Genomic DNA, 26,491 nt, shown 5'->3' with positions numbered 1-26,491 from the left:
GGGGATAGCTCGCCGCGAGCCGCATGCAGCCGCGCCGGGAAGTAGATTGCTCGTTTCGTCGCAAAAATAGTCCGCGAAGCGCGAGCGGAGATCGAAGACGACTTCCCTGCGTTGCGCCTATCATGTGCACGCGTGTCGTCTGGAGACGGCGCTTCCGGACAGCTTCGTCGTTCGGGTCATCCACCTTTTCATCCTTTTTCACGGGGGACGATGTCATGGCTTTGAAGATCGCGGTGGTTGTTGGGAGCCTGCGGCGGGATTCATTCAACAAACAGCTCGCGCATGCGCTCGCGTCGCTCGCGCCGGGCGATTTTTCCTTCGAGTTTCTCGACATCGGCAGCCTGCCGCTCTACAGCCAGGATTACGACAGCGATTTTCCGGCAGTCGCGCGCGCGTTCAAACAGCAGATCGCCGATGCCGACGGCCTCCTGATCGTCACGCCGGAGTACAACCGCTCGATTCCCGGCGTGCTGAAGAACGCGCTCGACTGGGCGTCGCGTCCGTGGGGGCAGAGCGTGTGGGGCGGCAAGCCGGGCGCGATCATCGGGACGTCGGTCGGAGCGATCGGCACGGCGATCGCGCAGTCGCATCTGCGCGGCGTGTGCGCGTATCTCGACATCGCGTTGATGAATCAGCCAGAGATGTACATCAAACACGACGAAAGCCGTATCGATGCGAGCGGCAAGATCGTGAGCGAGGACACGCGCAAATATCTGCAGGGTTTCATGGATAAATACGTCGCGTGGGTGCGCGACCGGGCCGCATAAGCACGCTCTGCACGAAAAAACGGCCCGCGCGAGCGGGCCGTTTCCGTTTGATGCCGCCTGCCGGGAAATCAGACGTGATGATGTCCCGTCACGCGATCCCAGCCGTGGCGGATCGCCGCCTTGAAGCGTTCCCACGTATCGCCTTCGGGATGCTGGCTCTCCCAGTCGCGGCGCGTCTCGTACTCCATCTGATCGTCCCACGCGCGGCTGCGATAGCGGTCGTCGTTGCCGAGCGTCGCGCCGTATCGATAGGCACCCTGATAATCCTCGTACGGCGCGCCCGTGGCCGAATACTTCGAATCGTAATCGGCGCGGAAGTCCTCTTCGTACTCCATGTACTCGTTGGGCACCGTTTGCGGACCGGCGCCCGGCACGGGACCGACCGGCCCGGCTGCCTGCGTCCCCGCCGAAGCGACAACCGGATCGGGCGACGAACCCATCGCGCGCGTCGCGCCCGGCTGATACGGCGCAGCCGGTTCGTCGAGCGGGCTGAGCGGCTCGACCGGACGCCATTCCGCAGCCGTATCGGTGCGCACGCCCGGCAACGGATCGCGGCCCATCAGCGCATCGCGCTCGGACAGCGAACCGGCCGCGAGCGGATCGACGCCAGTCGTCGCGTACGGATCGCGGCCCGTCACCGGATCGCGTCCGGCGAGCGGGTCGCGCGCGGCACGTTCGGCGTCGCTCATCATCGATTGGCTCTGCGCAGTCTGTGACTGGGATTGCGACTGCATCCCGCCACGCGGCATCAACACGTCGTCGGCCGGGTCGCTGACGTAGTCGCGCGGCGCCACCGCGGCCGGATCGCCGACATCCGCACGCGGATAAGCCCGCGCGCGCGTCGCCGTCATGTCCGGATCGTTCACCGGTTCGCGGCCCGGCACGCCGCTGCCGCGTCCGAGACCGAGTTCATCCAGCACCGAGTGGTCGCGCTCATCGGCGGCTGCTTCGGGCGCGCCGTGTTCGAGCGTCGTCCAGCTCGCCGCGCGTTCGTCGATATCGATCGCGCCCTGGTCGGACAGCGTCGCGCGCACGATGTCGGCCTGCTCGACGCTCGGCGTATCGACGGCCACGAGCACCGCGCCGCGCCGCACGGCCTCGGAATAATGCGCGACTTCGGGTGGCTGATCGCGTCCGCCGAAAAGCATGCTGAAGAAGCGTTCGATGTTGGCGAGCATGCCCGGCTCGCGATGTGTTTCGGCATCGGGCATGTCGGACGGCGCGGCGGCGTCGTCGCGCTTCGGGTTGGCCTGCAGTTCGATATCCGCGCGCGGGAAGCCTGCGGCGAGCAGGGCCGCGCGCGCGTCCTCGGCTTGCGCATAGGTGTCGAAAACTCCGATGACGGTGTGTCGCATTTACGCCTCCTGCGGATGGGCGGAATTCCGAAAATCGGCGATAACGGGTCGCCGGACATATCGTCGATTACGCAACTCGCGTGCCGGATGCGCGCAGGCGGCGCGGGCAGGAAGGCGGACGGAAAGATGCGCGCCGCTTTTACAACGGCGCGTACAAAAAACGAAACCGTTGCGCGGAATTCAACGATCGACGGAGCGTGCCGCGCGCTCGCGGATCGCGCGCAACAGCGAGTCGAGTAGCGCAATGTCGAACGGCTTCGACAGCACGCGCGCACCGACCCGCCGCGCGCGGTCCAGCTCTTCCGCGTAGCCCGTGACGAGGATCACCGGAACGTGCGGCTCGAAGCGTTGCAGCATCTCCGCGAGATCGATGCCGTTCATCTGCCCCGGCATGTGGATGTCGGACAAGACGACGTCGAACGGGAAATCGGCCGGGGCTTCGGCGCGCGCGGCTTCGAGCACGGTGGCGGCGGCATCGGCGTTGAAGACGTAGGTGACGCGGTGGCCCATCATCGTCAGCAGCGCCTCGGTGCCTGCCGCGACTTCTTCGTTGTCTTCGACCAAGAGCACGCGCAGACCGTCCGCTTCCGGCGCCGCGGTGCGTTCTTCCACCGTGGCCGAGCCCGGCGCGCCCGCCGCCGCGCGCGGCAGATAAAGGCGCACGGCGGTGCCCGCGCCGATCGCGCTGTCGATCGTCGCGAGCCCGCCCGCGCGCTCGCAGAACGCGAAGACCTGCGGCAGGCCGAGACCCGTGCCCATGCCTTTCGGCTTGGTCGTGAAAAGCGGCTCGAACGCGCGGCCGAGCACGTCCGAACTCATGCCGAAGCCGTTGTCCTCCAGCTTGATCTGCACGAATTCGCCGGTGATGGGAAAGCCGTCCTCGTGACGAAAGCGCACGTTGTCGGCGCGCACGGTGAAGGTGCCGCCATTGGGCATCGCGTCGCGCGCGTTCACTGCGACGTTGATCAGCGCAAGCTCCAGTTCCGCCGGATCGACGCGGATCGCCCACACGTCCGGCGCGACCTCGACATTGAGCGCCACCTTCGCCCCGAGCGATGCGCGCAGCAGCTCGCGCCCCGCCGGCACCCATTTGCCGATGCCGATGATCTCGCTGCGTAACGGCTGCTTGCGCGCGACGCCGAGCAGTTGCCGGGTCAGCGACTGGCCGCTCTTCAACGCGCGCTCCATCGCGGACAGTTCGCGGTCGAGGCCGGCCGCGCCGCGCCGCCGCGCGATCTGCACGTTGGTCGAGACGATCATCAGCAGATTGTTGAAATCATGCGCGACGCTGCCGACGAGATTGCCGAGCGCTTCCATCTTGCGCGCCTGCCGGTAGGCGGATTCGATCGAGCGGCGCATCGACGCCTCGGCCTGCCAGCGCTCCCATGCTTCCTGTTCCGTCGCGAGCCGCCGCAGCGACTGGCCGATGACCGCCCACAGCACGACGCACGGCGCGAAGATGGAGAGCGCGAGCACGCTCAGATGCCGCCACCACGCGGCCCAGATTGTCGCGATCGGATAACCGCTCGATACGTAGATCGGATACGTGCCGACGCGCCGGAACGCGACGATCTTCAATTGGTTGTCGAGCCCGGAGACCATCTTCACCACGCCGCTCCTGCGACCCGCGACGTACGCGTCGCGCAGCGGCGAACTGGCCGCGAGCGCCATGCGGTCGGCCGGGCGCGGCGGAAACCACGCGAGCACTTCGCCGTCCGAGCGCGACAGGCCGAGCGAAACGCTCGGGTTGTCGCCGATCAACTCGCGATAGAACGCGCCGAAATACGACGGCCGCAGCGCGATCGACACGATGCCGTCGAACTTGCCCGCGGGCGTCAGGCGCGCGACCGCCGTATTGAAGACCTGTTCGCCGGCCACGCGGCCGATCATCACGCGGGAAATCTGCTCGATCTGCTGACCCGCGCGCAGCCCGCCGAAGTCCTCGCGGTTCGCAACCGAGATATCGGGCGTCGGCCAGACGCGGCTGGTCGCGAGCAGCCTGCCATCGGGGCCGAACACCGACGCGGCCGCAACCTGCTGGTAGCTCGTGCTGATCGCCTTGAGGCGCTGGTGGATGGTCGCGCTGTCGCGAAGGATCGCGTCGGCGTCGAGGTCGTCGAGCAGATCGACGATGCGCTCGTTCAGCGTGACGTTGAGATCGAAGACCTTGAGCGCGTGCTCCTCGGCGACGCGTGCATTGCGCGCGACGATCTCGGAGGCATCGGCGACGCGCGCGTGGTAATCGGTAAAGGCGGTGATGGCGACGTACACGCAGGGCAGCACGATCGCGGCGACGAGCAGGGCGTAAAGCGTCAGGCGCTGCGCGGCGAAGTTGCGCTCGGGAACCACCGGGAACGGCGGTTCTTCCTGCCATGGTTCCGCCGCGGATTCGGCGTCGGACTCCTCACGTTGCAGCGTCATTTTTGGCAGCGAATTGGAAAACTTACTCGAAGTTCGCGCCGTTGGTTCGCTGCGACGGGCGCCCGTGGGCCGCCCATCAAGCGCGGGCGGTGTAGCCGCAAGTAGGATGCAGGAAGCATGCCGGTCGGATCCTTGCAGCGCGCGCGAGATTCGAGGAAAACCTCAGACGCCGCGCACAGTTAGCGAGATTATCGGTAGCGCAAACGTACACAAAAGGATGACAACGTACCATACCGAGAGACGGTGAGCTAAATCTCCCTCATTACGATCCCGTTTCGTCGGATTAATTCTGGCTTTGCGCTTTGGCGAGTTGCTTTGACATTCTGATAGTCAGACAATGCAATCCTCCGATGTACGCGCCGCCAGAGCGCGCTTCGGAGATAAAAAGCAGCCTCACGGCGCGCGACGGGGAAGCAGTACGGCCTGCAAGGCGAATACGCCGGTGGGCAGCGCGACCGTTTGGGGAGAGGAAGGCCACGATCCGGCAGGTCCGGATCACGCAGGGGGCAGGCAACATGACGCCGGTCGGGAGCCAACATCTGATCACGCAGCGCACGCCCGCCGCCTGGCGCGCGCATGTGCGCCGGCGGCGCGCCTGGCTCATCGCCGCCGAACTGGATCTGCGACAGCGTCCGCACTTTCGCCGGACCCGCGCGCTCACACCGATCTCGCCGTAAAGATCCCCATAAAGATTGCCGCGCGGATGCCGTAATCACATGCGAGAGCATGCCGTGTGTGCGGCTCGACCGTGCCCAGCCCAAAAACGCCCAAGAGATCCTGCCGACCATGCCGTTGCCGATTGTCATTGCCGATGATTCCCTGCTCGCGCGCAAGGTGCTGACGCGCGCGCTGCCCCCGGAGTGGGACGTCGAGATCTCCTACGCCACCAACGGGCGCGAGGCGCTCGACCATTACCGGGCGGGCCGCGCGTCGGTCATGTTTCTCGATCTGACGATGCCCGACATGACCGGCTATCAGGTGCTCGACGCCTTGCAGCACGAGGACCTGAACACCTTCGTGATCGTCGTGTCCGCCGATGTGCAGCCGATGGCCCAGGAACGCGTGCGCGCGCTCGGGGCGGTCGCGTTCCTGCCGAAGCCGGTGACGCCCGAAGCGCTGCGCCCCGTTTTGAAGGAGTACGGACTCCATGGTTGATGCCGCACTGAACGAAGACCAGCGCGACGCGCTGCAGGAAGTCGCCAATATGGCGATGGGCCAGGCCGCGACGCGCCTGTCGAAGCTGCTCGGCACGTTCATCGAACTGTCGGTGCCGCGCGTGCGCGTGGTGAGCGTGGCCGAGGCGTCCGCCGCGCTCTCCGAGATGACCGGCATCACCGATACGGTCACGGCCGTGCGCCAAGGCTTTCGCTCGGACATCAAGGGCGAGGCGATCGTGCTGTGCAAGAGCGGCAGCGTCGATCAGTTGTGCGCGCTCGTCGACGATCCGTACACCAAATCCACCTATGAAACGACGACGCGCACGGAACTCGTGTTCGACGTCGCCACCGTGCTGATGGGCGCGTGCGTGTCGTGCATTCTCGACCGCCTCGGCCGCTCGCCGATCTTTTCGCCGCCGGGCATGCTCGGCATGGAAATCGGGCTCGACGATGTCTTCCAGCCCGCGATGCTCGCCTGGAAGACCGCCCTGCTGCTCGAAGTGAATTTCGCGCTCGAAGACCACAGCTTTCGCGCGCACCTCGTGATGCTGATGGCCGAAGACGCCATCGCGCATCTGAACGAAGCGCTCGACGCGCTGCTGTCGAGTCTGTGAGCATGGACGAACTGCGGCACGCGCTCTCCGAACTCGTGATCGAGCGCGTCGGCTTCGGCATCTTCGTGCTCGATCGCGACCTGAACGTGCTGATGTGGAACCGCTTCATGCAGGACCACAGCGGCAAGACCGCCGAGCAGGTGACGGGCAAATCCATCTTCGCGAGCTTCCCGGAACTGCCGCGCGTGTGGCTCACGCGCAAGATCGAAAGCGTGTTCCAGCTCGGCAGCTTCGCGTTCAGCTCGTGGGAGCAGCGGCCGTATCTCTTCAAGTTCGACCATGACCGGCCGATCACCGGCGGCGTCGACTTCATGCAGCAGGACTGCACCTTCATGCCGCTCACGCTGGAGCGCGAGGTGCGCGCCGTCTGCGTGACGATTTCCGACGCGACGCACGCGAGCATGATGCAGCGCGCCCGCGACGAAGCCGTGGCGAAGCTGCAGGAGTTCGCCGACCGCGACGGGTTGACCGGCATCGCGAACCGGCGCTATTTCGAGCTGCGCCTGCGCGACGAGTTTTCGCGCTGGCAGCGCTACGGCGGCGAGCTGTCGATGCTGCTGTTCGATCTCGACCACTTCAAGCGCATCAACGACGATCTCGGCCATCTCGTCGGCGACACGGTGTTGCGTGTGATGGCCGAGCGCGTCGCGAAGAGCGTGCGCGTGCAGGACGTGTTCGGGCGCTTCGGCGGCGAGGAATTCGCGCTGCTGCTGCCGTGCACGCCTTTCGAGGACGCGATGATCGTCGCCGAGAAAGTGCGCCGCGCGATCTGCGAGACGCCCATCGACGTGCAGGGCGCGCCCGTGCCGGTCACGGCGAGCGTGGGCGTGGCGCGTGCGCGCACGGAGGTGACGTCGTCTTACGAGGCGCTCATCAACGAGGCCGATGCGGCGCTCTATACCGCCAAGCGCGAAGGGCGGAACCGGGCGGTGGGGTTCGCCTGAACCGTCGCCCGGCGCGCCGCGCCCCGGCCCGCGCGTCCCGTGCGGCTTAGGCGCAATCAGGCAAAGAATTGATATACTCTTTGCCGCTTCCGGCGCAGTCGCAGCCGGCTCGCGCCGGCTCTTTCTCTTCGATTCTCCCGCACAGCGCCAGGTGGTTCCGCGCGCGTCGGGTTGCATCGAGACTGGCGCCTGATCTCTTAATTTGCCCTTGGGGGCGCCACAGCGGAGTTCGTCTTGGCCGTTTCCAACATCATCGCTGACGATCCTGCTCCAGACGCCGCGAAAACGTCGTCGGGAAGCTCGTTCTATCTCGCGATGCGCATCCTTCCCGCCGAGCAGCGGGACGCGATGTACCAGATTTACGCGTTCTGCCGCGCGGTCGACGATATCGCCGACGAAGGCACGCTCCCGCGCCGCGAGCGCGCGCTCGCGCTCGACCAGTGGCGCGCCGACATCGACGCGTGCTACGCCGGCGCGCCGAAGCGATCGCTCGAAGCACTCACGCGCCACATCCAGGCTTTCCAGCTTTCCCGCGACGACTTCCAGGCCGTGATCGACGGCATGGCGATGGACGCCGCCGGCGATATCGTCGCGCCCGACGAAGCCACGCTCGACCTGTATTGCGATCGCGTGGCGAGCGCGGTCGGGCGGCTGTCGGTGAGAATCTTCGGGATGCACGAGGACGCCGGGCGGCGGCTCGCGCATCATCTCGGGCGCGCGCTGCAACTGACCAACATCCTGCGCGATATCGACGAGGACGCGGAAATCGGCCGCGTGTATCTGCCGCGCGAACTGCTCGCGCGCGAAGGCATTTCGACCAGCGATCCGGCGAGCATCGTCGGCGATGCGCGCCTGCCGCGCGTGTGCGCCGTGCTCGCCGAACGCGCGAAGGGCCACTACAAACAATCCGACGCGATCATGGCGGCCTCGCCGCGTGCTCTGGTGCGCGCGCCGCGCATCATGTCGGCGGCGTATCGGACCGTGCTCGACGCCAATCTGAAACGCGGCTTCGACCTGCCGCGCACGCGCGTGCGGACGCCGCGTTCGCGCCTGCTGTGGATCGTGGCGCGCAACCTGATCTGATGTCCCGGCGGGTCATCGTCGTCGGCGCGGGCGTGGCCGGCCTCGCCGCCGCGGTCGAGGCGCAGCGGCGCGGCGCGCGCGTCGTGCTGCACGAAGCGGCGCCGCACGCGGGCGGGCGCTGCCGCTCCTTCTTCGATACCCGGCTCGGCGCCACGCTCGACAACGGCAATCATCTGCTGCTTTCAGGCAATTATTCGGCGATCGCCTATCTGCGCACGATCGGCGCGGCGGAAACGCTGCTCGGCCCGGCGCATCCCGAATATCCGTTCTTCGATGTCGCTACCGGCGATGCGTGGACGGTCCGCATGTCGACGGGCCGCCTGCCGCGCTGGACCTTCGACGCCGACGCGCGCGTGCCCGGCACGCAGCCCGCCGATTATCTGCCGTTCCTGCCGCTGCTCTGGGCGAAGCCGGGGCGCACCGTCGAGGAATCGGTGCGCAGCAAGGATCGCGTGTGGCAACTGCTCGCGCGCCCGCTGTTGCGCGCGATGCTCAACGCCGATCCTTCGGAGGCGAGTGCGGCGCTCGCTGCCGGCCTGCTGCGCGAGACGGTCGCGCAGGGCGGGGAGGCGTGCCGGCCGCTCATCGCGAGAAGCGGGCTGTCGCATGCGTTCGTCGAACCGGCGCTGCGGCTTTTGCAGTATGGCGGCGCGGAAATCCGGCTCGGTTCGCGCGTCGCGGGCATCGGCGTATCGGGCACGGATTCGAGGGAGCGTGTAAGCTCGCTGGCTTTCGAAGGCGCGGAGCCGATCACGCTCGGCGCGGGCGACGGCGTCGTGCTCGCCGTGCCGCCCGATGCGGCGCGCCGGCTGGTGCCTGACCTGAGCGCGCCGGATGCATCGCGCGCGATCGTCACCGTGCATTTCGCCGCCGACGCGCCGAACGGCATTCAGCCGCTGACGTGCGTCGTCAACGGCATGTCGGACCGGATTTGCGCGGCCGACGGGCGGCTCTCCGTCACGCTCGCGAGTGCGGACCGCTGGCTCGCGACGCCGCACGAAGACATCGCGCGGGCGGTGTGGCAGGAGACGGCGCAGGCCGTGCGCATGCCGGCCGTGCCGATACCGCCGTGGCAAGTCGTCGTCGAGGAACACGCGACGTTTGCCGCCGTGCCCGCGCAGGAAGGTTTGCGGGCCGCCACGCGCACGCGCTGGCACAATTTCACGCTCGCGGGCGACTGGACGGCGACCGGCCTGCCCGCGACGATCGAAGGCGCGATCCGTTCCGGCCAGAAGGCCGCGGACGCGCTGTTGAACCCATCGATGGAACGCTGATGAACGATTTATCCCTGTCGGCCGTGGGCGCGCAGGTGCCGGGCGCCTCGCTCGACGCCGCCGTCAACCAGGCCACCGACGCGCTGCTCGCGGCGCAGCATCCGGACGGCTACTGGCTCTACGAACTCGAAGCGGACGCAACCATCCCGGCCGAATACGTGCTGCTCGTCCACTATCTCGGCGAGACCGCGGACGACCAACTCGAAGCGAAGATCGGCCGCTATCTGCGGCGCATTCAACGCGAGGACGGCGGCTGGCCGCTCTTCACGGACGGCGCGATGGACGTCTCCGCGACCGTGAAGGCGTATTTCGCGCTGAAGATGATCGGCGATTCGCCCGACGCCGAGCACATGCAGCGTGCCCGCCGCGCGATTCTCGCCGCCGGCGGCGCGGAGAAGGTGAACGTGTTCACGCGCATCCTGCTCGCGCTGTTCGGCGTCGTGTCGTGGCGCGCGGTGCCGATGATGCCCGTCGAGATCATGCGTCTGCCGATGTGGTTCCCGTTCCATCTGTCGAAGGTGTCGTACTGGGCGCGCACGGTGATCGTGCCGATGCTCGTGCTCAACGCGAAGCGTCCGCGCGCGCGCAATCCGCGCGGCGTGCGCATCGACGAAGTGTTCACGAATCCGCCGGTCAATACCGGCATGCCGGCGCGCTCGGGGCACCAGAGCCGCGGCTGGTTCGCGTTCTTCCGCGTGGTCGATTCGATTCTGCGCATAACCGACCCGCTGCTGCCGAAAGCCGGCCGCGAGCGCGCGATCGATGAAGCGGTGCGTTTCGTCGACGAGCGCCTGAACGGCGAGGACGGTCTCGGCGCGATTTTCCCGGCGATGGCCAACTCGGTCATGATGTACGACGTGCTCGGCTACCCGCCCGAGCATCCGCACCGCGCGATCGCGCGCAAGTCGCTCGACAAGCTGCTCGTCATCGACGAAGCCGACGATGGCGAGGCGTATTGCCAGCCGTGTCTGTCGCCGGTGTGGGATACCTCGCTCGCGGCGCACGCGTTGCTCGAAACCGGCATGCCGAAGGCGCGCTCGGCGGTGGCGCGCGGCCTCGACTGGCTGGTGCCGCTGCAGATTCTCGACGTGCGCGGCGACTGGGTCTCACGCCGTCCGAACGTGCGGCCGGGCGGCTGGGCGTTCCAGTTCGCGAACCCGCATTACCCCGATGTCGACGACACGGCCGTCGTCGCGATGGCGATGGAACGCGCCGATCGCGAGAACGGCACCGCGCTGTACGGCGAGTCGATCGCGAGGGCACGCGAATGGGTCGTCGGCATGCAGAGCAGCGACGGCGGCTGGGGCGCGTTCGAGCCGGAAAACACGCAGTTCTACCTGAACAACATTCCGTTTTCGGATCACGGTGCGCTGCTCGATCCGCCGACCGTCGATGTCTCCGCGCGCTGCCTGTCGATGCTCGCGCAGCTCGGCGAGACATCGTTCAACAGCGAGCCCGCGCGGCGCGCGTTCGACTACATCGTCAGGGATCAGGAGCGCGATGGAAGCTGGTACGGGCGCTGGGGCCTGAACTACATCTACGGCACCTGGTCGGCGATGTCCGCGCTGAACGCGGCGGGCGTCGCGCCGACCGATCCGCGCATGGAACGCGCGGCGGCCTGGCTCATCGGCATCCAGAATGCGGACGGCGGCTGGGGCGAGGACGGCGAGAGCTACAAGCTCGACTATCGCGGTTACGAGCAGGCGGCGAGCACGGCGTCGCAAACGGCGTGGGCGCTGCTCGGGCTGATGGCGGCGGGCCTCGTCGAGCATCCGGCGGTCGCGCGCGGCATCGGCTATCTGCTGAAGACGCAACAGGCGCACGGCCTGTGGGACGAAACGCGCTTCACCGCGACGGGGTTTCCGCGCGTGTTCTATCTGCGCTACCACGGTTATCGCAAGTTCTTCCCGCTGTGGGCGCTCGCGCGCTACCGCAATCTGACGCGCGAAGGCCTTACGCGCGTGACGGCGGCGATGTGAGCGCGCCCGTTGTCGCCGTGACCGGCATGGCGTTCGAGGCGAAGATCGTGCGCGGGCGTGGCGTCGACGTGGTGTTCGCGGCGCGCGCCGACTGGCTCGAACGCGCGTTGTCGGACGCGATCGCGCGCGGCTGCTCGGGCGTGATCAGCTTCGGCACGGCGGGCGGGCTCGCGCCGGATCTCGCGCCGGGCGCGCTGATCGTGGCCGAAAGCGTGTGCGGACCGTTCGGCGAGCTGCAGACCGATGCGGCGTGGTCCGCGCGCATCGCCGATGCGTTCGCGGGCACGCCGGTCGGGCGCGTCACGCGGCGCGGCAAGATGGCGGGCGTCGCCGCGCCCGTCAAGAGCGAGGCGGAAAAGCGCTCGCTGCATTCGTCGACGGGGGCGCTGGCCGTCGATATGGAATCGCATATCGCCGGGGCGATCGCGACGGCGCGCGGCTTGCCGTTCGCGGTGTGCCGCGCAGTCGTCGACCCGGCGTGGCGGACGTTGCCGCCGGCTGCGACGGCCGGTCTGCGCGACGACGGCACTACGGCCATCGGCCCGATTCTGCGTGAATTGCTGCGCGATCCGACGCAACTGGGCGCGCTTTTGCGGCTCGCGTCCGATGCACGCGAAGCTCGCGCGACGCTCGTGCAGGCGCGACACGCGCTGGAATCGGCGCGGGCGCTGGCGTTGGGTTGATCGAGGGTTTCAGGCGTTATCGGCGTCGTGCGGGGCTTCCAGCAAGGTCGTGTCCCAGCGGCCGAGCCTCATCGCCTGCGCGAGCATGCCGAGCGTCAGCGGAACCAGTGCCGGCGGACGATGCCGTTTCGAGAATAGTTGCACCACTGAGCCGATCGGGTCGAAGTTTTCCGCGCCGAAGTATCGCGCGTAGGGGAAGCCTTGAGCCGAGACGTTGAACGTTTCCGCGCACTTGTCCATGAATTCCACTGCGTCGACGCCGGTGAGACCGAGATCCTCTTCGAGCCGTGACGAGGGGGTTAGCGTCAATGAGCCGAATAGCGGGGCGCCGAGTCGTTCGCGGGTGAATGCTTCGAGATTGGTCCAGGTTGGGTCTCCAGTCATGCCAAGCGGTCCTCCGGCTTCACCATGGCGTTATAGACGCGCACCCGCACTGACTCGGGTGATCATCGGTATTCGGATTCGCAATTCGTAAGGCATCGCTGCGCGTGAAAGGAGTGGAGCGACGCTTGTGTTGGGTGTCGCGCCTCCGAGCTTGCCGGCGATTATCACGTCGTTCTGTCCCAGCAACACGCCGGACGCAGCCAATAGATCGTCAAAAAAACGTATCAGCACAACGATTGGCGCGCCCCACTGCGTTCGGGTGGTTGTGACACCCTTGCTTTCTGCGGGTTAACCCTCACGTCGGTATAATAAGGGAAAACACTAATCATCGCGCGTCGCTTTTTTGCAGGACGACGCGCCAGCACCGAAAGTGAGGTACCGCAAATGAATTTCCATACCCGCAAATGGGTCAAGCCCGAAGATCTGAACCCGAACGGCAGTCTCTTCGGCGGCAGCCTGCTGCGCTGGATCGACGAAGAAGTCGCGATCTACGCGATCTCGCAACTCGGCAATCAGCGCGTCGTCACCAAGTTCATGTCCGAGATCAACTTCGTGAGCTCGGCGCGTCAGGGCGACATCATCGAACTGGGAATCACCGCGACGCATTTCGGCCGCACCTCGATCACGCTGCGCGCGGAAGTGCGCAACAAGATCACCCGCAAGAGCATTCTGACCGTCGAGAAGATGGTGTTCGTGAACCTGAGCGAGCAGGGCGAGCCCGCGCCGCACGGCCGCACGCAGATTCGCTACGCCGATGAACTGTTCGAGGCGTATCGCCGCGATCAGGGCGCCGTGGAAGCGCCGAAAATGTCGGGCGATGATCTGGTCGAGGAAGAGGCGGAAGAAGCCGCACATTGAAGCGTTTCTCCGCATGATAGCCGTGTAAAATAGGTCTAAATTTCGACCTATTTAAGGTGCCGTCATGGAGCGCATTCATAGCGTGTTGTCCGTCAGCATCTCCGAATTCAAGCAGAATCCGGGGAAAGTGATCGAGGAGGCGGGTGGTGAGCCCGTCGCCGTGCTCAATCACAATCGCCCGGCTTTCTATACGGTATCGCCGGAGTTGATGGCGGAAATGGCCGAGCTGTATGACGAGCGTCAGTTGGCGAGCCTGGTCCAGTCCCGTTTGAAGTCGGTGAAACGCGCGGTCAAGGTCAACATCGACGATCTGTGATGGCGTATGAACTCCTGTTCGTACCCGAGGCGCTGGAAGATTGGGCGGACCTGGATGGCTCGGTCAAAGCGCTTTTCAAGCAGGCGCTGAGCAAACGCCTGAAGTCTCCACGCGTGCCGGGCTCCGAGCTTCGCGCTCCGCTCGTAAATTGCTACAAGATCAAGCTGCGAGGCGTCGGCTACCGGCTCGTCTATCTCGTCCGCGACGACGAAGATCAGCCGGATATCGTTGTGCTGGCAGTTGGGCGTCGCGATGGCGGCATTTATGAGGCCGCGGCCGCTGTGTGGGAGCGAGGGCAGAGCCTTTGATCCACGAACCGCACGGCGCACAGAAGCCGCGCACTAAACCAAAACGGGCGCTCACGCGCCCGTTTCCCTTTCAGACCGACCCCGAACCCGCCTACTTCGCCGCCGGATCCTCATATTGCGGCAAGCCCTGTCCCTTGCTCGAACTCGGCGACGGCTGGCCCTTCGGCGCATTCTCTTCCGGCGCAGGCGATTTCCCGCCGACACCACCCGCCGGCGACGCCGCCGCGCCCGGATCGACATACGTCGGCAGGCCTTGCTCCGTGCTGCCGCCACCCGTCGCGCCCGGCGCGCTCGCCCCATCCGGTTCCGCCGCGCCCTCGTCGCCGTAATCGGGCAGCGAGGCCGCGCCGCCGCCCGTCAGAAGATATTGACGACGCTGCGTGTACGCGTCGCGCACGAACGCGTACTTATCCAGCGCGGCAGCAGAAAGCAGATCGGTCGCGCCGATCAGATCCGCGCGCGCGCTCACGAAATTCACGCCGAACAACGGCCAGCGAATCTCCGGATCGGAGTAACTCAGCGGATTCACACGCCAGTCGACCAGCCAGGTCGTCGAATCGCGGAACGAACTCGGGCCGAGCAGCGGGAGCACCAGATACGGCCCCGACGGCATGCCGTAATGCCCGAGCGTCAGGCCGAAATCCTGATGATGCTTCGGCAAGCCGGCCGGCGATGCGATATCGATCAAACCGCCGATGCCGAACACCGAGTTCATCGCGATACGCATCAAGTCTTGCGTCGCATCGGTGATCTTCAGTTGCAGCAGGTTGTTCGCGAAGTTGGAGAAATCGCCCAGGTTCGAGAAGAAATTGCTGACCGCGGTACGGAACGGACTCGGCGTGTAATCGACGTAGAACTGCGCGACGGGCTTCGCGACGTACGTATCGAGCGTGTCGTTGAACGTGAAGATCTTGCGGTTCATCGGCTCGAGCGGGTCTTTCGGATTGCGATCCGGGCCGGTCGCGCATCCTGCGGTCGCGAGCGCGCCCGCGATTACCACACTCATTCCCAATCTACGCACTGCACGGGCGGACAGCGCCGCCGATCCCGACTTCATTCTTCAATTCCTCGTAAGTTGTCATGTCGCCGCGCCGCCCGCAGCTTCGCCCGGTCGGCCGCGCGCACCTTGCGCGGCTTGCCCATCAGAACGGGCTGGAACACCACGGCGCCGATCAGCGTGCAAAAGAGCGACAGCGCCAGAAGCCGTCCCATGCTGGACGTGCCGGGATGATGCGAGAACCACAGGCTGCCGAACGCGGTCGCGGTCGTGGCCGCACTGAACATAACGGCATGCGTGAGGCTCGACTGTAGCAAGCGCGTCTGGCCGGATCGCCACGCCATCACGAAATAGATCTTGAACGCGACGCCGACGCCCAGCATGAGCGGCAACGCGATGATGTTCGCGAAGTTGAGCGGCATCCGGAAGACGACGCACAGTTCGAGCGTGACGATCGCGGAAACGAGCAAAGGTACCAAAGTTCTCAGAACATCGCCAAAACGGCGTAGCGCGAGCCACAGCAGCACCGCGATCGCGATCAGCGAATAGAGCGCGGCCTGTTCGAACGCCTTGATGATGGTCTCGGCCGAATGACGCACGGAGATCGGCCCGCCGATCGCATCGGGCTCGGCTTTCTGCACGGCGTCGGCGAAGCGGGCGAGAAGGGTGTCGTCGTTGGGATCGACGCCGGGCGGAATCTTCGGCGAGACATCGACGAGCGCCTGACCGTCCGGCGTCACGAACGACGCGACCATCTGCGGCGGCAGCGTCGCGCGCGTGATTTCGCTCGGCGTGAGCAGCGCGCGCAATTGCGCGAGCGCGATACGCAGCGGCGCGGCCATCGCGTGCTCGGCGCGCTCGCGCGTGGCGGCGTCGGCCTGCGCCAGCTTCGCGAGCGTCTGCGACAGATGCTTCGCTTCCTTGTCGCCGGGGCCGGGATGCTCGTCGGCGGCGAGCGAGAGCTGGCTCGACACGCGCTTGAGCGCCGCGACGCGCACTTCGTCCGTCACGGGCGATGCGGTTTGCTGATCGAGCGCGGGCAGCAGTTGATCGGCCGCGGCCTTGATGAGTTCGAGTTTCTTCGGCTGATCGGCGGGGATCAGCGACGAGAGCGTGGTCGCGCGATCGACTTCCGGCAGCTTTTGCAGCTTCGCGGCGATACGGTCGGCTTCGGCGAGCGACGGTGCGAGCACGGCGACATCGTTCACGGCGCCTTCCGGTGAATCCTGGAGCGAGGTGAGCGTCGCCATCGACTCGGTGTGCGGGTCCTTCAGATGCAGCGGATTGAAGTCGAAGCGCAGATCGAAAAGCAGCGGCAGCGCGCCGATCACCACCACGAGCGTGCCGATCAGAACCGGCTTGCGATGCCTGTCGAGAAATTCATCGACGGGCGCGAGCATCGGAAAACCCGGCGAACGCGCTTCGCCCGGCGGCGCGAACACCTTGATGAGCGCGGGCAGCAGCGTCATGTTGGTCGCATACGCGACGAACATGCCGACGCCCGCGATCAACCCCAGCTCCGACACGCCGCGATACGCGGTCGGCAAAAACGAAAAGAAGCTCGCGGCGGTTGCGGCCGCGGCGAGCGTGAGCGGCACAGCGACATGGCGCGCGGTTTCCGCCAGCGACACGTCGAGCCGCTTGTGTTTGTAGCGTTCCTCGCGATACTTCACGCCGAACTGAATGCCGAAATCCACGCCCAGACCGACGAACAGCACCATGAACGCGACCGAGATCATGTTGAGCGCGTGGACCATCATGAGGCCGAGCGCGGCGGTGATCGCGAGCCCGACGAACAGCGTGATGAACACCGCGAGGATCATGCGCTTCGAGCGCAGCGCGACCCAGAGGATCATCAGCACGACGAGAAACGTGAGCACGCCGTTGAGCACGGCGCCGTCCTGCACGGACGCGAATTCCTCGTCGGCGAGCGGCTGCGCGCCGGTCAGATGCAGCGTCGCGCCATATTTTTTGTCGATGCCGATTTCGGACGCCTTCGCGCGAATCTCGTCCGACGTGCCCGCCGCCGCCTTCAGCGCATTGAAGTTCAGCTCCGGCAACACGGTGACGAACGCGCGGCCGGGTTTGTCGGCCTTGGATGAATCCGCCAGATCGCGCCACGAGAACGCCGCCGGCTGATTCGCGAGCACGCGGTCCAGCACGGTCGCGCTGTTGCCGAGCAGGCCGGCCATCTGGCCGAGATTGACCTGGCCGAGCGTCAACGGCAGATTGAGCGTGGTGTTGAGCGTCTGCGCGAGGCCGGTGAGCGTCGGGTCGTGCGCGAGCGTGTTGATCAGCGGGCGCGCCTGCACGAGCTGCTTCGTGACCTGCTCGACCTTCTCCGTCGGCAGATAGAGCAGGCCGTTGTGTTCGAAGAACGCGCCGCCCGCGGGCTGCGACACCGACTTGAAGCGTTCCGGTTCCTTCGCGAGCGCGGCGGCGAGTTCGTTCGCGGCGGCATCGGCGAATTCCTGCGCGGGCGCCTGCACGACGATCAGCAGCGTCGCGCCGCGCTGCGGAAAGGCCTCGTCGATGGCCTTGCTGCGCGCCGCCCATTCGGGCTCGGTTTCGATCAGCTGGCTGACGTCGGTGCTGATGCGGAAATGATGGACGACATAAATCGTGGAGAGCACGCCGAGCACGAGCGAAACGGCGATAATCCACGCCGGTCGGCGGATGGCGAGAGTGACGAAGCGGGTAATGTTGGACGTCAGCATGAAGACGCTACCTGTGTGTCCTGTTATTTTTGCGCGTGCGAACGCGCGAGTTGCATGATGCCGACCGCCGGATTCCGAATCCTGTCCGCAAGACCACGCGGTGTGCCGCGCAAGTATAGCGGGCGCGCTGGAACACTCCGTGCCTGAAGCGTGCTTGAACTGTTGCGGCGCTGCGGTGTCGGTATACTGACCCGCAGTCACGCGGCCTCGCTTGCAATGTCCGATGGCCGCATGATTCGCACAACCCGCGCCACCAAAACCTGATCAGAGAACGGGTGCCATGAAACGCTATATTTCCCTTTGCTTCGCTTTCCTCCTCGCCTCGATGTTTTTTGCAGGCGAGGCGCTCGCACAAACAAGTCCCGATGCCGTCGTGAAGGGCGCCGTCGAAGGCACCGTCAACGCGATGAAGGCCGACCCGCAGGCGCGCGGCGGCGACATGGCCAAGATCACGCAGCTCGTCGAGACGCGCTTTTTGCCCGCCACCGATTTTCAGCGCACGACGCGCATCGCGGTCGGCAAGGCGTGGGCGAGCGCCACGCCCGAGCAGCAGAAGCAGCTTTACGACCAGTTCCAGACGCTGCTGGTGCGCACCTACGCGGCGTCGCTTGCGCAGTTGCGCGATCAGGACGTGAAGTTCAAGTTCGACGCGCCCAACATCGACGCCAACGCGAAAGACACGGTCGTCGAATCGCACGTCATCTCCACCGGCGGCGACAATCCCGTGCGCTACCGCCTGCAAAAGACGCCGCAGGGCTGGAAAATCTACGACATCGACATGATGGGCGCGTGGCTCATCCAGGTCTATCAGCAACAGTTCGCGGGTCAGTTGCAGAAAGGCGGTGTCGATGGCCTCATCAAGTTCCTGTCCGAGCACAACGCCCGTTCGGCGGGCTGAGTTTCATCACGTTCGGCGGTGCTCCACCGCGAACTTGATCAGCTCGGCCTGACCGTCGATATCGAGTTTGCGCTTCAAATTCAGCCGATGCGTTTCCACCGTGCGCACCGACAGCCCATGTTGCTGCGCGATCTGCTTGCTCGATAAGCCCTCGGCCAGCGCATCGAGGATTTCGAGCTCGCGCGGCGTGAGGCGTTCGAGCGGCGTCTGCATCGACTGTGCCTGAATCATGCGCGCGGCCAGCCCCGCGCTGAAAAAGGTCTTGCCGGCGAGCACCGCGTCGATCGCCTGGATGATCTCGGCGGCGGGCGAATCCTTCAGCACATAGCCGCTCGCGCCCGCGCGCACCGCCTGCTTCACATATTCAACGTTATCGTGCATCGACAGCATCAGCACGCGGATGCCGGGAAAGCGCTCGTGAAAGAGCGTCGCCAGTTCGATGCCGCTCATGCCCGCCATGCCGACGTCCATCAGCGCGAGATCGGGCGGATTCGATTCGTCGGCGGCGAGCGCGAGTGCTTCCTTCGCGTTGCCCGCCTCGCCGATCACGCGCAGATGCGGTACGGAATCGAGACGCGCGCGCAGGCCGTCGCGCACGAGCGGGTGATCGTCGACGAGGATGATGCGGACCGGTTCAGCGCTCATCGATATGTCCATGGAGGTTGGGCGCGGCGAGCGGCAAGGGCACGCGCGCGGTGATCGACGTACGGCCGAGCTGCGAGCTGACCGCGAGCGTGCCGCCGAGCGTGTCGAGCCGTTCGCGCATGTTGCGCAGGCCGACGCCGCTCGCCGGATCGGTGATGGCGGTGTGCGCGTCGAAGCCGCGGCCGTTGTCGGTGACGTCGAGCGTGACGGCGTGCGGCGCGATATCCAGCGTGATCGCCGCGCGCGATGCCTGCGCGTGCCGCGCGATGTTGGTCAGCGCTTCCTGCGCGATGCGAAACAGCACGGTGTTGACGGGGTCGGGCAGCGTCGCGCGCTGCGCCGCACAAGGTTTGCCGTCGTCCATCGATTCGAAGCGCACTTCGGTGCCGTCCTGGCCGTCGAGTTCGCGCGCGAGCTGACCGAGCGCGGCAGCGAGGCCGAGATCGTCGAGCATCGCGGGTCGCAGCGCGTGCGAGATGCGGCGCACTTCGCGCAGCGTGCCGGACAGGCGTCCGAGGCTCGTCGCGAGCGCGGCTTCGGCGGTCGGCTCGCGCGCCGCGCCGCGTTCGAAACGCGCGAGCGCCGATTCGAGCAGCAGCTTCACCGAAACCAGCATCTGGCTGATGCCGTCGTGCAGCTCGCGCGACAGGCGCGCGCGCTCCTGCTCCTGCGAATCCACGACTTGCCGCGCGAGCAGTTTCAGCTTCGCGTCCGCGCTGCGATGCTCGCTGATGTTGAGCACCGCCGCGCATACGGCGATGATCGCGAGCCCGGCCAGCGCGATCGCGCCGATCCACATCAGCGTGCGCTCGATGTTGACGGCCGCCTGCGTATCGATGCGCGCGAGCGTCGTTTCGACATCCTCCAGATAGATGCCGGTGCCCACCATCCAGCCCCAGCGCGGCAGCGGCACGACATAGCCGAGCTTCGGCGCGAGCAAACCGGTGGACGGCCGCCGCCACACGTAGCGCACGTAGCCGCCGCCTTGCGACGCCTGCCTGATGAGTTCCTGGATGGTCAGCGCGCCGTTCGGATCGCGCATCAGCCAGAGATCGCGCCCGACGAGATCGGGCTGGCGCGGATGCATCAGCGACGTGCCGCGCATCGTGTAGACGAAAAAGTAGCCGTCCTGGCCGAAATCGAGCCGGTGCAGCGCGTCGAGCGCGAGGCGGCGGCGTTCGTCGTCGCTGCGCGGATCGTCGGCGGGGGCGTCGTAGTACGGCGCGATCGCGCTCTTGGCGATCTCGACGTAATGCCGCAGCTCGATCTCCTTGCTCGACATGTACGCGGCCTGCGTGGTGTCGTGCTGGGCCTGCGCGAGTGTTTCAGCCTGCTGGCGCACGCCGTAAGTGATTCCGCCGATCGCCAGCGCGAACGGCACGATCGCCAGCAGAAAGATCTTTGCCTTGAGATTCATCGGCTCATGAAGCGATTCTTGCTACGTGATTCTACGTAGTCCGGTTACGTAGTTGTGCGCTTGTAAGCGCTCGGGCGAAGGCGAATACTACCGCCCAATGCGTCGTCGCGGCGCATGAGACGGCACCAAGGGCTTACCCCAAGGGCAATAACATTCAAGGAGACGCCATGAATCGGGCTTCAGGATTCCTGGTCTGGATCGCGCTCGCGCTGCTGGGCGCGTTCGCATTCGGCACCATCGCACTCGCCCACGGCGAGAGTATCAGCGCACTGTGGATCGTCATCGCGGCGGTCTGCGTCTATCTCATCGCTTACCGCTTCTATTCGCGCTTCATCGCGGGCAAGGTGCTGCAGCTCGACGGCCTGCGCATGACGCCGGCCGTGCGTCACAACGACGGCCTCGACTACGTGCCGACCAACAAGTACGTGCTGTTCGGCCATCACTTCGCGGCGATCGCCGGCGCGGGACCGCTCGTCGGCCCGGTGCTGGCTGCGCAGATGGGCTACACGCCCGGCATGCTGTGGATTCTCGGCGGCGTGGTGTTCGCGGGCGCGGTGCAGGATTTCGTCATCCTGTTCATCTCGACGCGCCGCGACGGCCGCTCGCTCGGCGACCTCATCAAGATGGAACTGGGCACCGTGCCCGGCGTGATCGCGCTGTTCGGCGCGTTCCTCATCATGGTGATCATTCTCGCGGTGCTCGCGCTGATCGTCGTGAAGGCGCTGACGAATTCGCCGTGGGGCACGTTCACCGTCGCGGCAACGATTCCGATCGCGCTCTTCATGGGCGTCTATACGCGTTACATCCGTCCGGGGCGCATCGGCGAGGTGTCGATCATCGGCTTCGTCGGCCTGATGCTCGCGATCGTCTACGGCGGGCAAGTTGCCGAATCGGCGACGCTCGCGCCGTACTTCACGTTCACCGGCGTGCAGCTCGTGTGGATTCTGATCGGCTACGGCTTCGTCGCCTCGGTGCTGCCGGTGTGGCTGCTACTCGCGCCGCGTGATTATCTTTCGACGTTCCTCAAGATCGGCACGATCCTCGGCCTCGCGATCGGCATTCTGATCGTCGCGCCCGAGCTGAAGATGCCGGCCTTCACGAAGTTCGTCGACGGCAGCGGGCCGGTGTGGTCGGGCAACCTGTTCCCGTTCCTCTTCATCACCATTGCGTGCGGCGCGGTGTCGGGCTTCCACGCGCTGATCGCGTCGGGCACGACCCCCAAGATGATCGACAACGAAGTCAACATGCGCTTCATCGGTTATGGCGCGATGCTGATGGAATCGTTCGTCGCGATGATGGCGCTCGTCGCCGCCTGCGTGATCGAGCCGGGCGTGTATTTCGCGATGAACAGCCCCGCCGCGCTGCTCGGCTCGACGCCCGAAGCGGTCGCGCAGACCGTGACGGGCTGGGGCTTTTTGTTGACGCCGGACATGCTGACGTCGACGGCGAAAGCGGTCGGCGAGACGACCATCATCGCGCGGGCGGGCGGTGCGCCGACTCTTGCGGTGGGCATGGCGCACATTCTTCACCAGGTGATCGGCGGCCCGGCGATGATGGCGTTCTGGTATCACTTCGCGATTCTGTTCGAGGCGCTTTTCATCCTGACCGCCGTCGACGCGGGCACGCGCGCCGGCCGCTTCATGCTGCAGGATCTGCTCGGCACGTTCCATCCGGCGCTGCGCCGCACGGAGTCGCTGCCGGCCAATCTCGTCGCGACGGGTCTGTGCGTCGCCGCGTGGGGCTACTTCCTGTATCAGGGCGTGGTCGATCCGTTCGGCGGCATCAACACGCTGTGGCCGCTCTTCGGCATCTCGAACCAGATGCTCGCGGGCATCGCGCTGATGCTCGGCACCGTCGTGCTGTTCAAGATGAAGCGCGAGCGCTACGCATGGGTCACGCTCGTGCCGACGATCTGGCTGCTCATCTGCACGTTGACGGCCGGCTGGCAGAAGATTTTCGACGCGAGTCCGAAGGTGGGTTTCCTCGCGCACGCGGGCAAGCTGAAGGAAGCGTACGACGCGGGCAAGGTGATGGCGCCGGCGAAGTCGCTGGCGGAGATGCAGCGCATCATTTTCAACGATTACGTCGATGCGGCGCTTGCCGGGCTGTTCATTTTCGTCGTGGTGAGCATCGCGGTGTACGGCGTGCTGGCCGTGTTGCGCGCGCGTCGCGAAACCAGGCCGACGGTGCGCGAGACGCCGTTCGAAGCGATGCCCGCGGGCGCGAACGCGGCGGTTCGTTCGGGACATTGAGTCTTTGCCGCACAAAGGAGCAAGCGATGTTCAGCGATCTTCAGCAAGCAGGACGGTATCTCGGCCAGGCGATGCGCCTGATGGTCGGGATGCCCGACTACGACGCGTACGTCACGCACATGCAGACGACGCATCCCGACAAGCCCGCGATGACCTATGCGGAGTTCTTCCGCGAGCGGCAGGAAGCGAGGTACGGATCGGGGGCGGGGAAGTGCTGCTGAGTTGATGTGGTGTAGCGGCAGGTGACAAGGACGCGACGGTGAGAGCCGTCGCGTTTTTTTGTGGGCGTCGGAAATGTCGGTTTTGCCTATTCCATCCGGACGAGGGTAAAATGACTACTTGAAAATGACCATGGGCGCTATCATGACTGTCAAGCGAGTTTCGAAATCGGAGTTCAAGGCTAAAGCGCTTGAATATTTTCGTCTCGTTGAATCGACAGGAGAACATATGATTGTGACAGACCATGGAAAACCCGTGCTCGAAATCCGGCGCTACGAGGGTTCATCGCTGACTCCGCTGGAAGAACTGCGCGGAAGCGTGCTGTTTTGCGAAGATGCATTCGAGCCGCTCGGCGAGGACGACTGGGAGGCGTATCGATGATCGTGCTGGACACGCACACGCTTCTATGGTGGATCGGCGGTGGGGCGCTCAGCAAGCAGGCGCGCGCAGCCATCGCGGAGGAATCGGGCGAAAACGGAGAGATCGTCGTTTCGGCCATGAGTGCGTGGGAAATTGCCTTGCTGGTGAGCAGAGGCAAGATACGACTGTCGATGGACGTCAGCGACTGGGTCGAACGGGTCGGTCGAATCGACGCCGTGCGATTCATGCCGGTGGACAGCAGCATCGCCATCCGATCGATCGAACTGCCCGGGGCGTTTCACAATGATCCCGCGGATCGCGTGATCGTCGCGACGGCGCGGGCGCTATCGGCGCCCCTGGTGACAAGGGATCGTCTGATTCGCAAATACGAGCACGTCAGGACAATCTGGTAGCTGGAAAACAAAAGGGCGGATGACCCCAAAGCCATCCGCCCTTCTTCATTCCTGTTTCGTCAACGCGCGCTCAATTCACCGCCGCCGCCGTCTTCGCGCCCTTGTTCTTCTGCATGCGGCCGATCTCTTCCAGCTTGATCTCCACGTGCTTCGAGAACACGAATTCAGCCGGACGCTGCTTGTCGATCGGCAGTTCCTTCGCGAAGGCGCCCGTCGTGCGCGGACCCGAAAGCGCGATCCTCGCGGCCTTCAGCGGATGCGCCACCGTGTCCATCACGGCCGTTGCCTCGAAGCCGCAGTGGACCATGCAGTCCGCGCACTTCTCATACTTGCCCGTGCCGTACTTGTCCCAGTCGGTGGTTTCCATCAGTTCCTTGAAGGTCTTCACGTAACCTTCGCCGACCAGATAGCAGGGCTTTTGCCAGCCGAACACCGTGCGCGCCGGGTTGCCCCACGGCGTGCACTGATACGTCTGGTTGCCCGCCAGGAAGTCGAGGAACAGCGTCGACTGGCTGAACGACCAGTTCTTGCCGTTGTTGCCGCGCTTGAAGATTTCGCGGAACAGATTCTTCGTCTTGTCGCGGTTCAGGAAGTGCTGCTGGTCCGGCGCGCGCTCGTATGCATAGCCCGGCGAAACCGTGATGCCATCGACGCCGATCGGCCCGAGCGTGTCGAAGAACTTCGCCACGCGCTCGGGTTCGGCGTCGTTGAACAGCGTGCAGTTGATGTTCACGCGAAAGCCGCGGCGCTTCGCTTCCTTGATGGCCGCGACGGCCTTGTCATAGGTGCCCGGCTGCGAAACCGAGTGATCGTGCGCCTCGCGGTCGCCGTCGAGGTGCACCGACCAGACGAAGTACGGGCTCGGCTCGTAGTCGTCCATCTTCTTTTCCATCAAGAGCGCGTTCGTGCAGAGATACACGAACTTCTTGCGCGCCATGATGCCCTTCACGATCTGCGGCATTTCCTTGTGCAGCAGCGGCTCGCCGCCCGCGATCGACACGACCGGCGCGCCGCATTCGTCGACGGCGCCGAGACATTCTTCCAGCGACAGACGCTGGTTCAGGATCGGGTCCGGATAATCGATCTTGCCGCAACCGTTACACGCCAGATTGCAGCGGAACAGCGGTTCCAGCATCAGCGCGAGCGGGTAGCGCTTCGTGCCCGTGATGTGCTGTTTGAAGATATAGGCGCCAACGCGCGCCTTCTGGAGCATCGGGATAGACAATTGCGTCCTCTCCTTATTCTTCGCGAATCGCGGTTGCCGCAACGGCGGCGACCGGTTGAGTGAGCTTCGCGGGGAGTTTGAATTCGACCTTTTCCTCGCGGCCGTTCATCGTCGTGACTTCGACGTTTCCGAACGCGCGCAGGGCATCGATCACATGTTTGACCATTTCCTCGGGCGCCGAAGCGCCCGCGGTGATGCCGACCGTCTGCACCCTGGCAAACCATTCCGGCTTGATCTCTGAACCGTCCGCGACGAGGTAGCTCGGCACGCCGCTCTCGGCGCCGATCTCCCGCAGGCGGTTCGAATTTGAACTATTGGTGGCGCCGACCACGAGCAGCACGTCCACCTGGCTCGACAGTTCGCGCACGGCGGCCTGGCGGTTTTGCGTCGCGTAACAGATGTCGCGCGTATCCGGCCCGACGATATCGGTGAAGCGGCGCTGCAACGCGTCGATGATGCCCCGTGTGTCGTCGACCGACAGCGTGGTCTGCGTGACGTAGGCGACGGGCGTGTCGGGCGCGAGCGTCATCTTCGCCACTTCGGCTTCGCTCTGCACCAGCACGACGACGCCGGGAATCTGCCCGATCGTGCCTTCCACTTCCGGATGGCCCGCGTGGCCGATCAGAATCAGCGTGCGTCCCTGCGCTACATACTGGCGCCCCTGCACGTGCACTTTCGTGACCAGAGGACAGGTGGCGTCCAGCACATCGAGGCCGCGCGTCTGCGCATCCTTTTCGACTTTGCGCGCGACGCCGTGCGCGCTGAAGATCGCTACCGCGCCGTGCGGCACTTCATCGAGTTCTTCGACGAAACGTGCGCCCTTGCTCCGCAGATTGTCGACGACATGACGGTTATGAACGATCTCATGGCGCACATAGACCGGTGCGCCATGCCGTTCGAGGGCCCGATCGACGATTTCGATCGCACGGACCACACCCGCACAAAAGCCGCGGGGTTGAGCAAGGATGATACGCATATTCGAACGAACTCCGACTGACGCGGGTTTCGGGGTTAGCCGGCGCTTTCCGTTGATTCATCCTTCGCGACGCCTCGGAAAACGTCGGAAGAGTGCCTGGAAAGCAGACCGGAAAAAAAGACATGCTGTACGCGGTCTGCGCGCCGAAGTTGACCGCGTATTCTAACGCGTTCCCTTTTTGGGTGCTCAATGCCTGCTTCAGTCCACGAAACGGTTGTCGGCGCTGAAA

The 26,491-nt window shown here is 65.4% G+C and carries 26 protein-coding genes; 17 read left to right on the top strand and 9 right to left on the bottom strand.

All coding sequences use genetic code 11. From position 1 onward, the window contains the following. Positions 1–215 precede the first annotated feature (215 nt). Positions 216–767 carry an NADPH-dependent FMN reductase gene (locus tag AWB80_RS12825; protein WP_061175045.1) on the top strand — a complete coding sequence of 184 codons (552 nt, stop codon included), beginning with the start codon at positions 216–218 and terminating at the stop codon, positions 765–767. 68 nt (positions 768–835) lie between these two features. On the opposite strand, the gene AWB80_RS12820 is transcribed toward AWB80_RS12825, so the two are convergent. Continuing rightward, positions 836–2,122, bottom strand: coding sequence for a hypothetical protein (locus tag AWB80_RS12820; RefSeq protein ID WP_061175044.1), 1,287 nt, complete (start codon positions 2,120–2,122; stop codon positions 836–838). A 180-nt stretch (positions 2,123–2,302) separates the two neighbouring features. Further along, the gene (locus tag AWB80_RS12815; RefSeq protein ID WP_061175043.1) at positions 2,303–4,543 is read right to left on the bottom strand and encodes a hybrid sensor histidine kinase/response regulator; all 2,241 of its coding nucleotides are present in this window, start codon (positions 4,541–4,543) and stop codon (positions 2,303–2,305) included. 515 nt (positions 4,544–5,058) lie between these two features. On the opposite strand from AWB80_RS12815, the gene AWB80_RS43940 reads away from it, so the two are divergent. The 8 genes from AWB80_RS43940 (at position 5,059) to AWB80_RS12780 (ending at position 12,277) form a co-directional block, all read left to right on the top strand. Beyond that, the gene (locus AWB80_RS43940) at positions 5,059–5,220 is read left to right on the top strand and encodes a hypothetical protein (protein WP_160147435.1); all 162 of its coding nucleotides are present in this window, start codon (positions 5,059–5,061) and stop codon (positions 5,218–5,220) included. A gap of 109 nt (positions 5,221–5,329) precedes the next feature. Further along, positions 5,330–5,698 (top strand): response regulator, encoded by a 369-nt coding sequence (locus AWB80_RS12810; RefSeq protein WP_061175246.1) that lies wholly within the window; start codon positions 5,330–5,332, stop codon positions 5,696–5,698. After that, on the top strand, positions 5,691–6,314 hold the full coding sequence (locus AWB80_RS12805; protein ID WP_061175042.1) for a chemotaxis protein CheC: 624 nt from the start codon (positions 5,691–5,693) through the stop codon (positions 6,312–6,314). Before AWB80_RS12810 ends, AWB80_RS12805 begins: the two co-directional genes overlap by 8 nt. Before the next feature lie 2 nt (positions 6,315–6,316). Further along, positions 6,317–7,258: a GGDEF domain-containing protein gene (locus AWB80_RS12800; RefSeq protein ID WP_061175041.1), complete on the top strand. Its 942-nt coding sequence runs from the start codon at positions 6,317–6,319 to the stop codon at positions 7,256–7,258. Positions 7,259–7,492: 234 nt separating this feature from the next. Then, a complete protein-coding gene (hpnD, locus tag AWB80_RS12795; protein ID WP_061175040.1) occupies positions 7,493–8,341 on the top strand; it encodes a presqualene diphosphate synthase HpnD in 849 nt (282 codons plus the stop codon). Further along, on the top strand, positions 8,341–9,615 hold the full coding sequence (hpnE, locus tag AWB80_RS12790) for a hydroxysqualene dehydroxylase HpnE (protein WP_061175039.1): 1,275 nt from the start codon (positions 8,341–8,343) through the stop codon (positions 9,613–9,615). The genes hpnD and hpnE overlap by 1 nt, the downstream gene beginning before the upstream one ends. After that, entirely contained in the window at positions 9,615–11,594 is a 1,980-nt protein-coding gene (shc, locus tag AWB80_RS12785) for a squalene--hopene cyclase (RefSeq protein WP_061175038.1), read from the top strand. Before hpnE ends, shc begins: the two co-directional genes overlap by 1 nt. Before the next feature lie 26 nt (positions 11,595–11,620). Further along, on the top strand, positions 11,621–12,277 hold the full coding sequence (locus AWB80_RS12780; RefSeq protein WP_244206496.1) for a phosphorylase: 657 nt from the start codon (positions 11,621–11,623) through the stop codon (positions 12,275–12,277). A gap of 9 nt (positions 12,278–12,286) precedes the next feature. Here the strand turns inward: AWB80_RS12780 and AWB80_RS12775 are convergent, their stop codons facing one another. Beyond that, positions 12,287–12,661: a DUF1493 family protein gene (locus AWB80_RS12775; RefSeq protein WP_061175036.1), complete on the bottom strand. Its 375-nt coding sequence runs from the start codon at positions 12,659–12,661 to the stop codon at positions 12,287–12,289. A gap of 384 nt (positions 12,662–13,045) precedes the next feature. On the opposite strand from AWB80_RS12775, the gene AWB80_RS12770 reads away from it, so the two are divergent. From AWB80_RS12770 to AWB80_RS12760, 3 genes are all read left to right on the top strand, one after another. Then, complete coding sequence (locus tag AWB80_RS12770) at positions 13,046–13,519, top strand: acyl-CoA thioesterase (RefSeq protein WP_061175035.1); 474 nt, start codon at positions 13,046–13,048, stop codon at positions 13,517–13,519. Between the two features lie 64 nt (positions 13,520–13,583). After that, positions 13,584–13,835 carry a type II toxin-antitoxin system Phd/YefM family antitoxin gene (locus AWB80_RS12765; RefSeq protein WP_061175034.1) on the top strand — a complete coding sequence of 84 codons (252 nt, stop codon included), beginning with the start codon at positions 13,584–13,586 and terminating at the stop codon, positions 13,833–13,835. After that, complete coding sequence (locus tag AWB80_RS12760; protein WP_061175033.1) at positions 13,835–14,143, top strand: type II toxin-antitoxin system RelE family toxin; 309 nt, start codon at positions 13,835–13,837, stop codon at positions 14,141–14,143. Before AWB80_RS12765 ends, AWB80_RS12760 begins: the two co-directional genes overlap by 1 nt. A 91-nt stretch (positions 14,144–14,234) precedes the next feature. Here AWB80_RS12760 and AWB80_RS12755 read toward each other — a convergent pair whose 3' ends face one another. Beyond that, a complete protein-coding gene (locus tag AWB80_RS12755; protein WP_244206488.1) occupies positions 14,235–15,149 on the bottom strand; it encodes an MlaA family lipoprotein in 915 nt (304 codons plus the stop codon). A 47-nt stretch (positions 15,150–15,196) separates the two neighbouring features. Next, positions 15,197–17,857, bottom strand: coding sequence for a hopanoid transporter HpnN (gene hpnN, locus AWB80_RS12750; RefSeq protein ID WP_061175031.1), 2,661 nt, complete (start codon positions 17,855–17,857; stop codon positions 15,197–15,199). 280 nt (positions 17,858–18,137) lie between these two features. Between hpnN and AWB80_RS12745 the strand changes: the two genes are divergently transcribed. Continuing rightward, positions 18,138–18,755: an MlaC/ttg2D family ABC transporter substrate-binding protein gene (locus tag AWB80_RS12745; RefSeq protein ID WP_061175030.1), complete on the top strand. Its 618-nt coding sequence runs from the start codon at positions 18,138–18,140 to the stop codon at positions 18,753–18,755. Between the two features lie 6 nt (positions 18,756–18,761). On the opposite strand, the gene AWB80_RS12740 is transcribed toward AWB80_RS12745, so the two are convergent. Both AWB80_RS12740 and AWB80_RS12735 read right to left on the bottom strand, forming a co-directional pair. Further along, the gene (locus AWB80_RS12740; RefSeq protein ID WP_061175029.1) at positions 18,762–19,400 is read right to left on the bottom strand and encodes a response regulator; all 639 of its coding nucleotides are present in this window, start codon (positions 19,398–19,400) and stop codon (positions 18,762–18,764) included. Next, entirely contained in the window at positions 19,390–20,817 is a 1,428-nt protein-coding gene (locus AWB80_RS12735; protein WP_061175028.1) for a cache domain-containing protein, read from the bottom strand. The genes AWB80_RS12740 and AWB80_RS12735 overlap by 11 nt, the downstream gene beginning before the upstream one ends. 167 nt (positions 20,818–20,984) lie before the next feature. On the opposite strand from AWB80_RS12735, the gene AWB80_RS12730 reads away from it, so the two are divergent. From AWB80_RS12730 to AWB80_RS12715, 4 genes are all read left to right on the top strand, one after another. Then, positions 20,985–23,069 (top strand): carbon starvation CstA family protein, encoded by a 2,085-nt coding sequence (locus AWB80_RS12730; RefSeq protein WP_061175027.1) that lies wholly within the window; start codon positions 20,985–20,987, stop codon positions 23,067–23,069. Positions 23,070–23,095: 26 nt separating this feature from the next. After that, positions 23,096–23,290 (top strand): YbdD/YjiX family protein, encoded by a 195-nt coding sequence (locus AWB80_RS12725; RefSeq protein WP_061175026.1) that lies wholly within the window; start codon positions 23,096–23,098, stop codon positions 23,288–23,290. 139 nt (positions 23,291–23,429) lie between these two features. Next, entirely contained in the window at positions 23,430–23,669 is a 240-nt protein-coding gene (locus tag AWB80_RS12720) for a type II toxin-antitoxin system Phd/YefM family antitoxin (RefSeq protein WP_425266850.1), read from the top strand. After that, positions 23,666–24,061, top strand: a complete 396-nt coding sequence (locus AWB80_RS12715; RefSeq protein ID WP_061175025.1) for a type II toxin-antitoxin system VapC family toxin — start codon at positions 23,666–23,668, stop codon at positions 24,059–24,061. The genes AWB80_RS12720 and AWB80_RS12715 overlap by 4 nt, the downstream gene beginning before the upstream one ends. 70 nt (positions 24,062–24,131) lie before the next feature. Here the strand turns inward: AWB80_RS12715 and hpnH are convergent, their stop codons facing one another. Beyond that, on the bottom strand, positions 24,132–25,286 hold the full coding sequence (gene hpnH, locus AWB80_RS12710; protein WP_061175024.1) for an adenosyl-hopene transferase HpnH: 1,155 nt from the start codon (positions 25,284–25,286) through the stop codon (positions 24,132–24,134). 13 nt (positions 25,287–25,299) lie between these two features. After that, entirely contained in the window at positions 25,300–26,262 is a 963-nt protein-coding gene (gene ispH, locus AWB80_RS12705; RefSeq protein ID WP_061175023.1) for a 4-hydroxy-3-methylbut-2-enyl diphosphate reductase, read from the bottom strand. Positions 26,263–26,491 lie beyond the last annotated feature (229 nt).

The organism is Caballeronia pedi (assembly GCF_001544915.2).
GTDB classification, from domain to species: domain Bacteria; phylum Pseudomonadota; class Gammaproteobacteria; order Burkholderiales; family Burkholderiaceae; genus Caballeronia; species Caballeronia pedi.
This window is presented reverse-complemented; position numbering and strand designations above follow the sequence as displayed.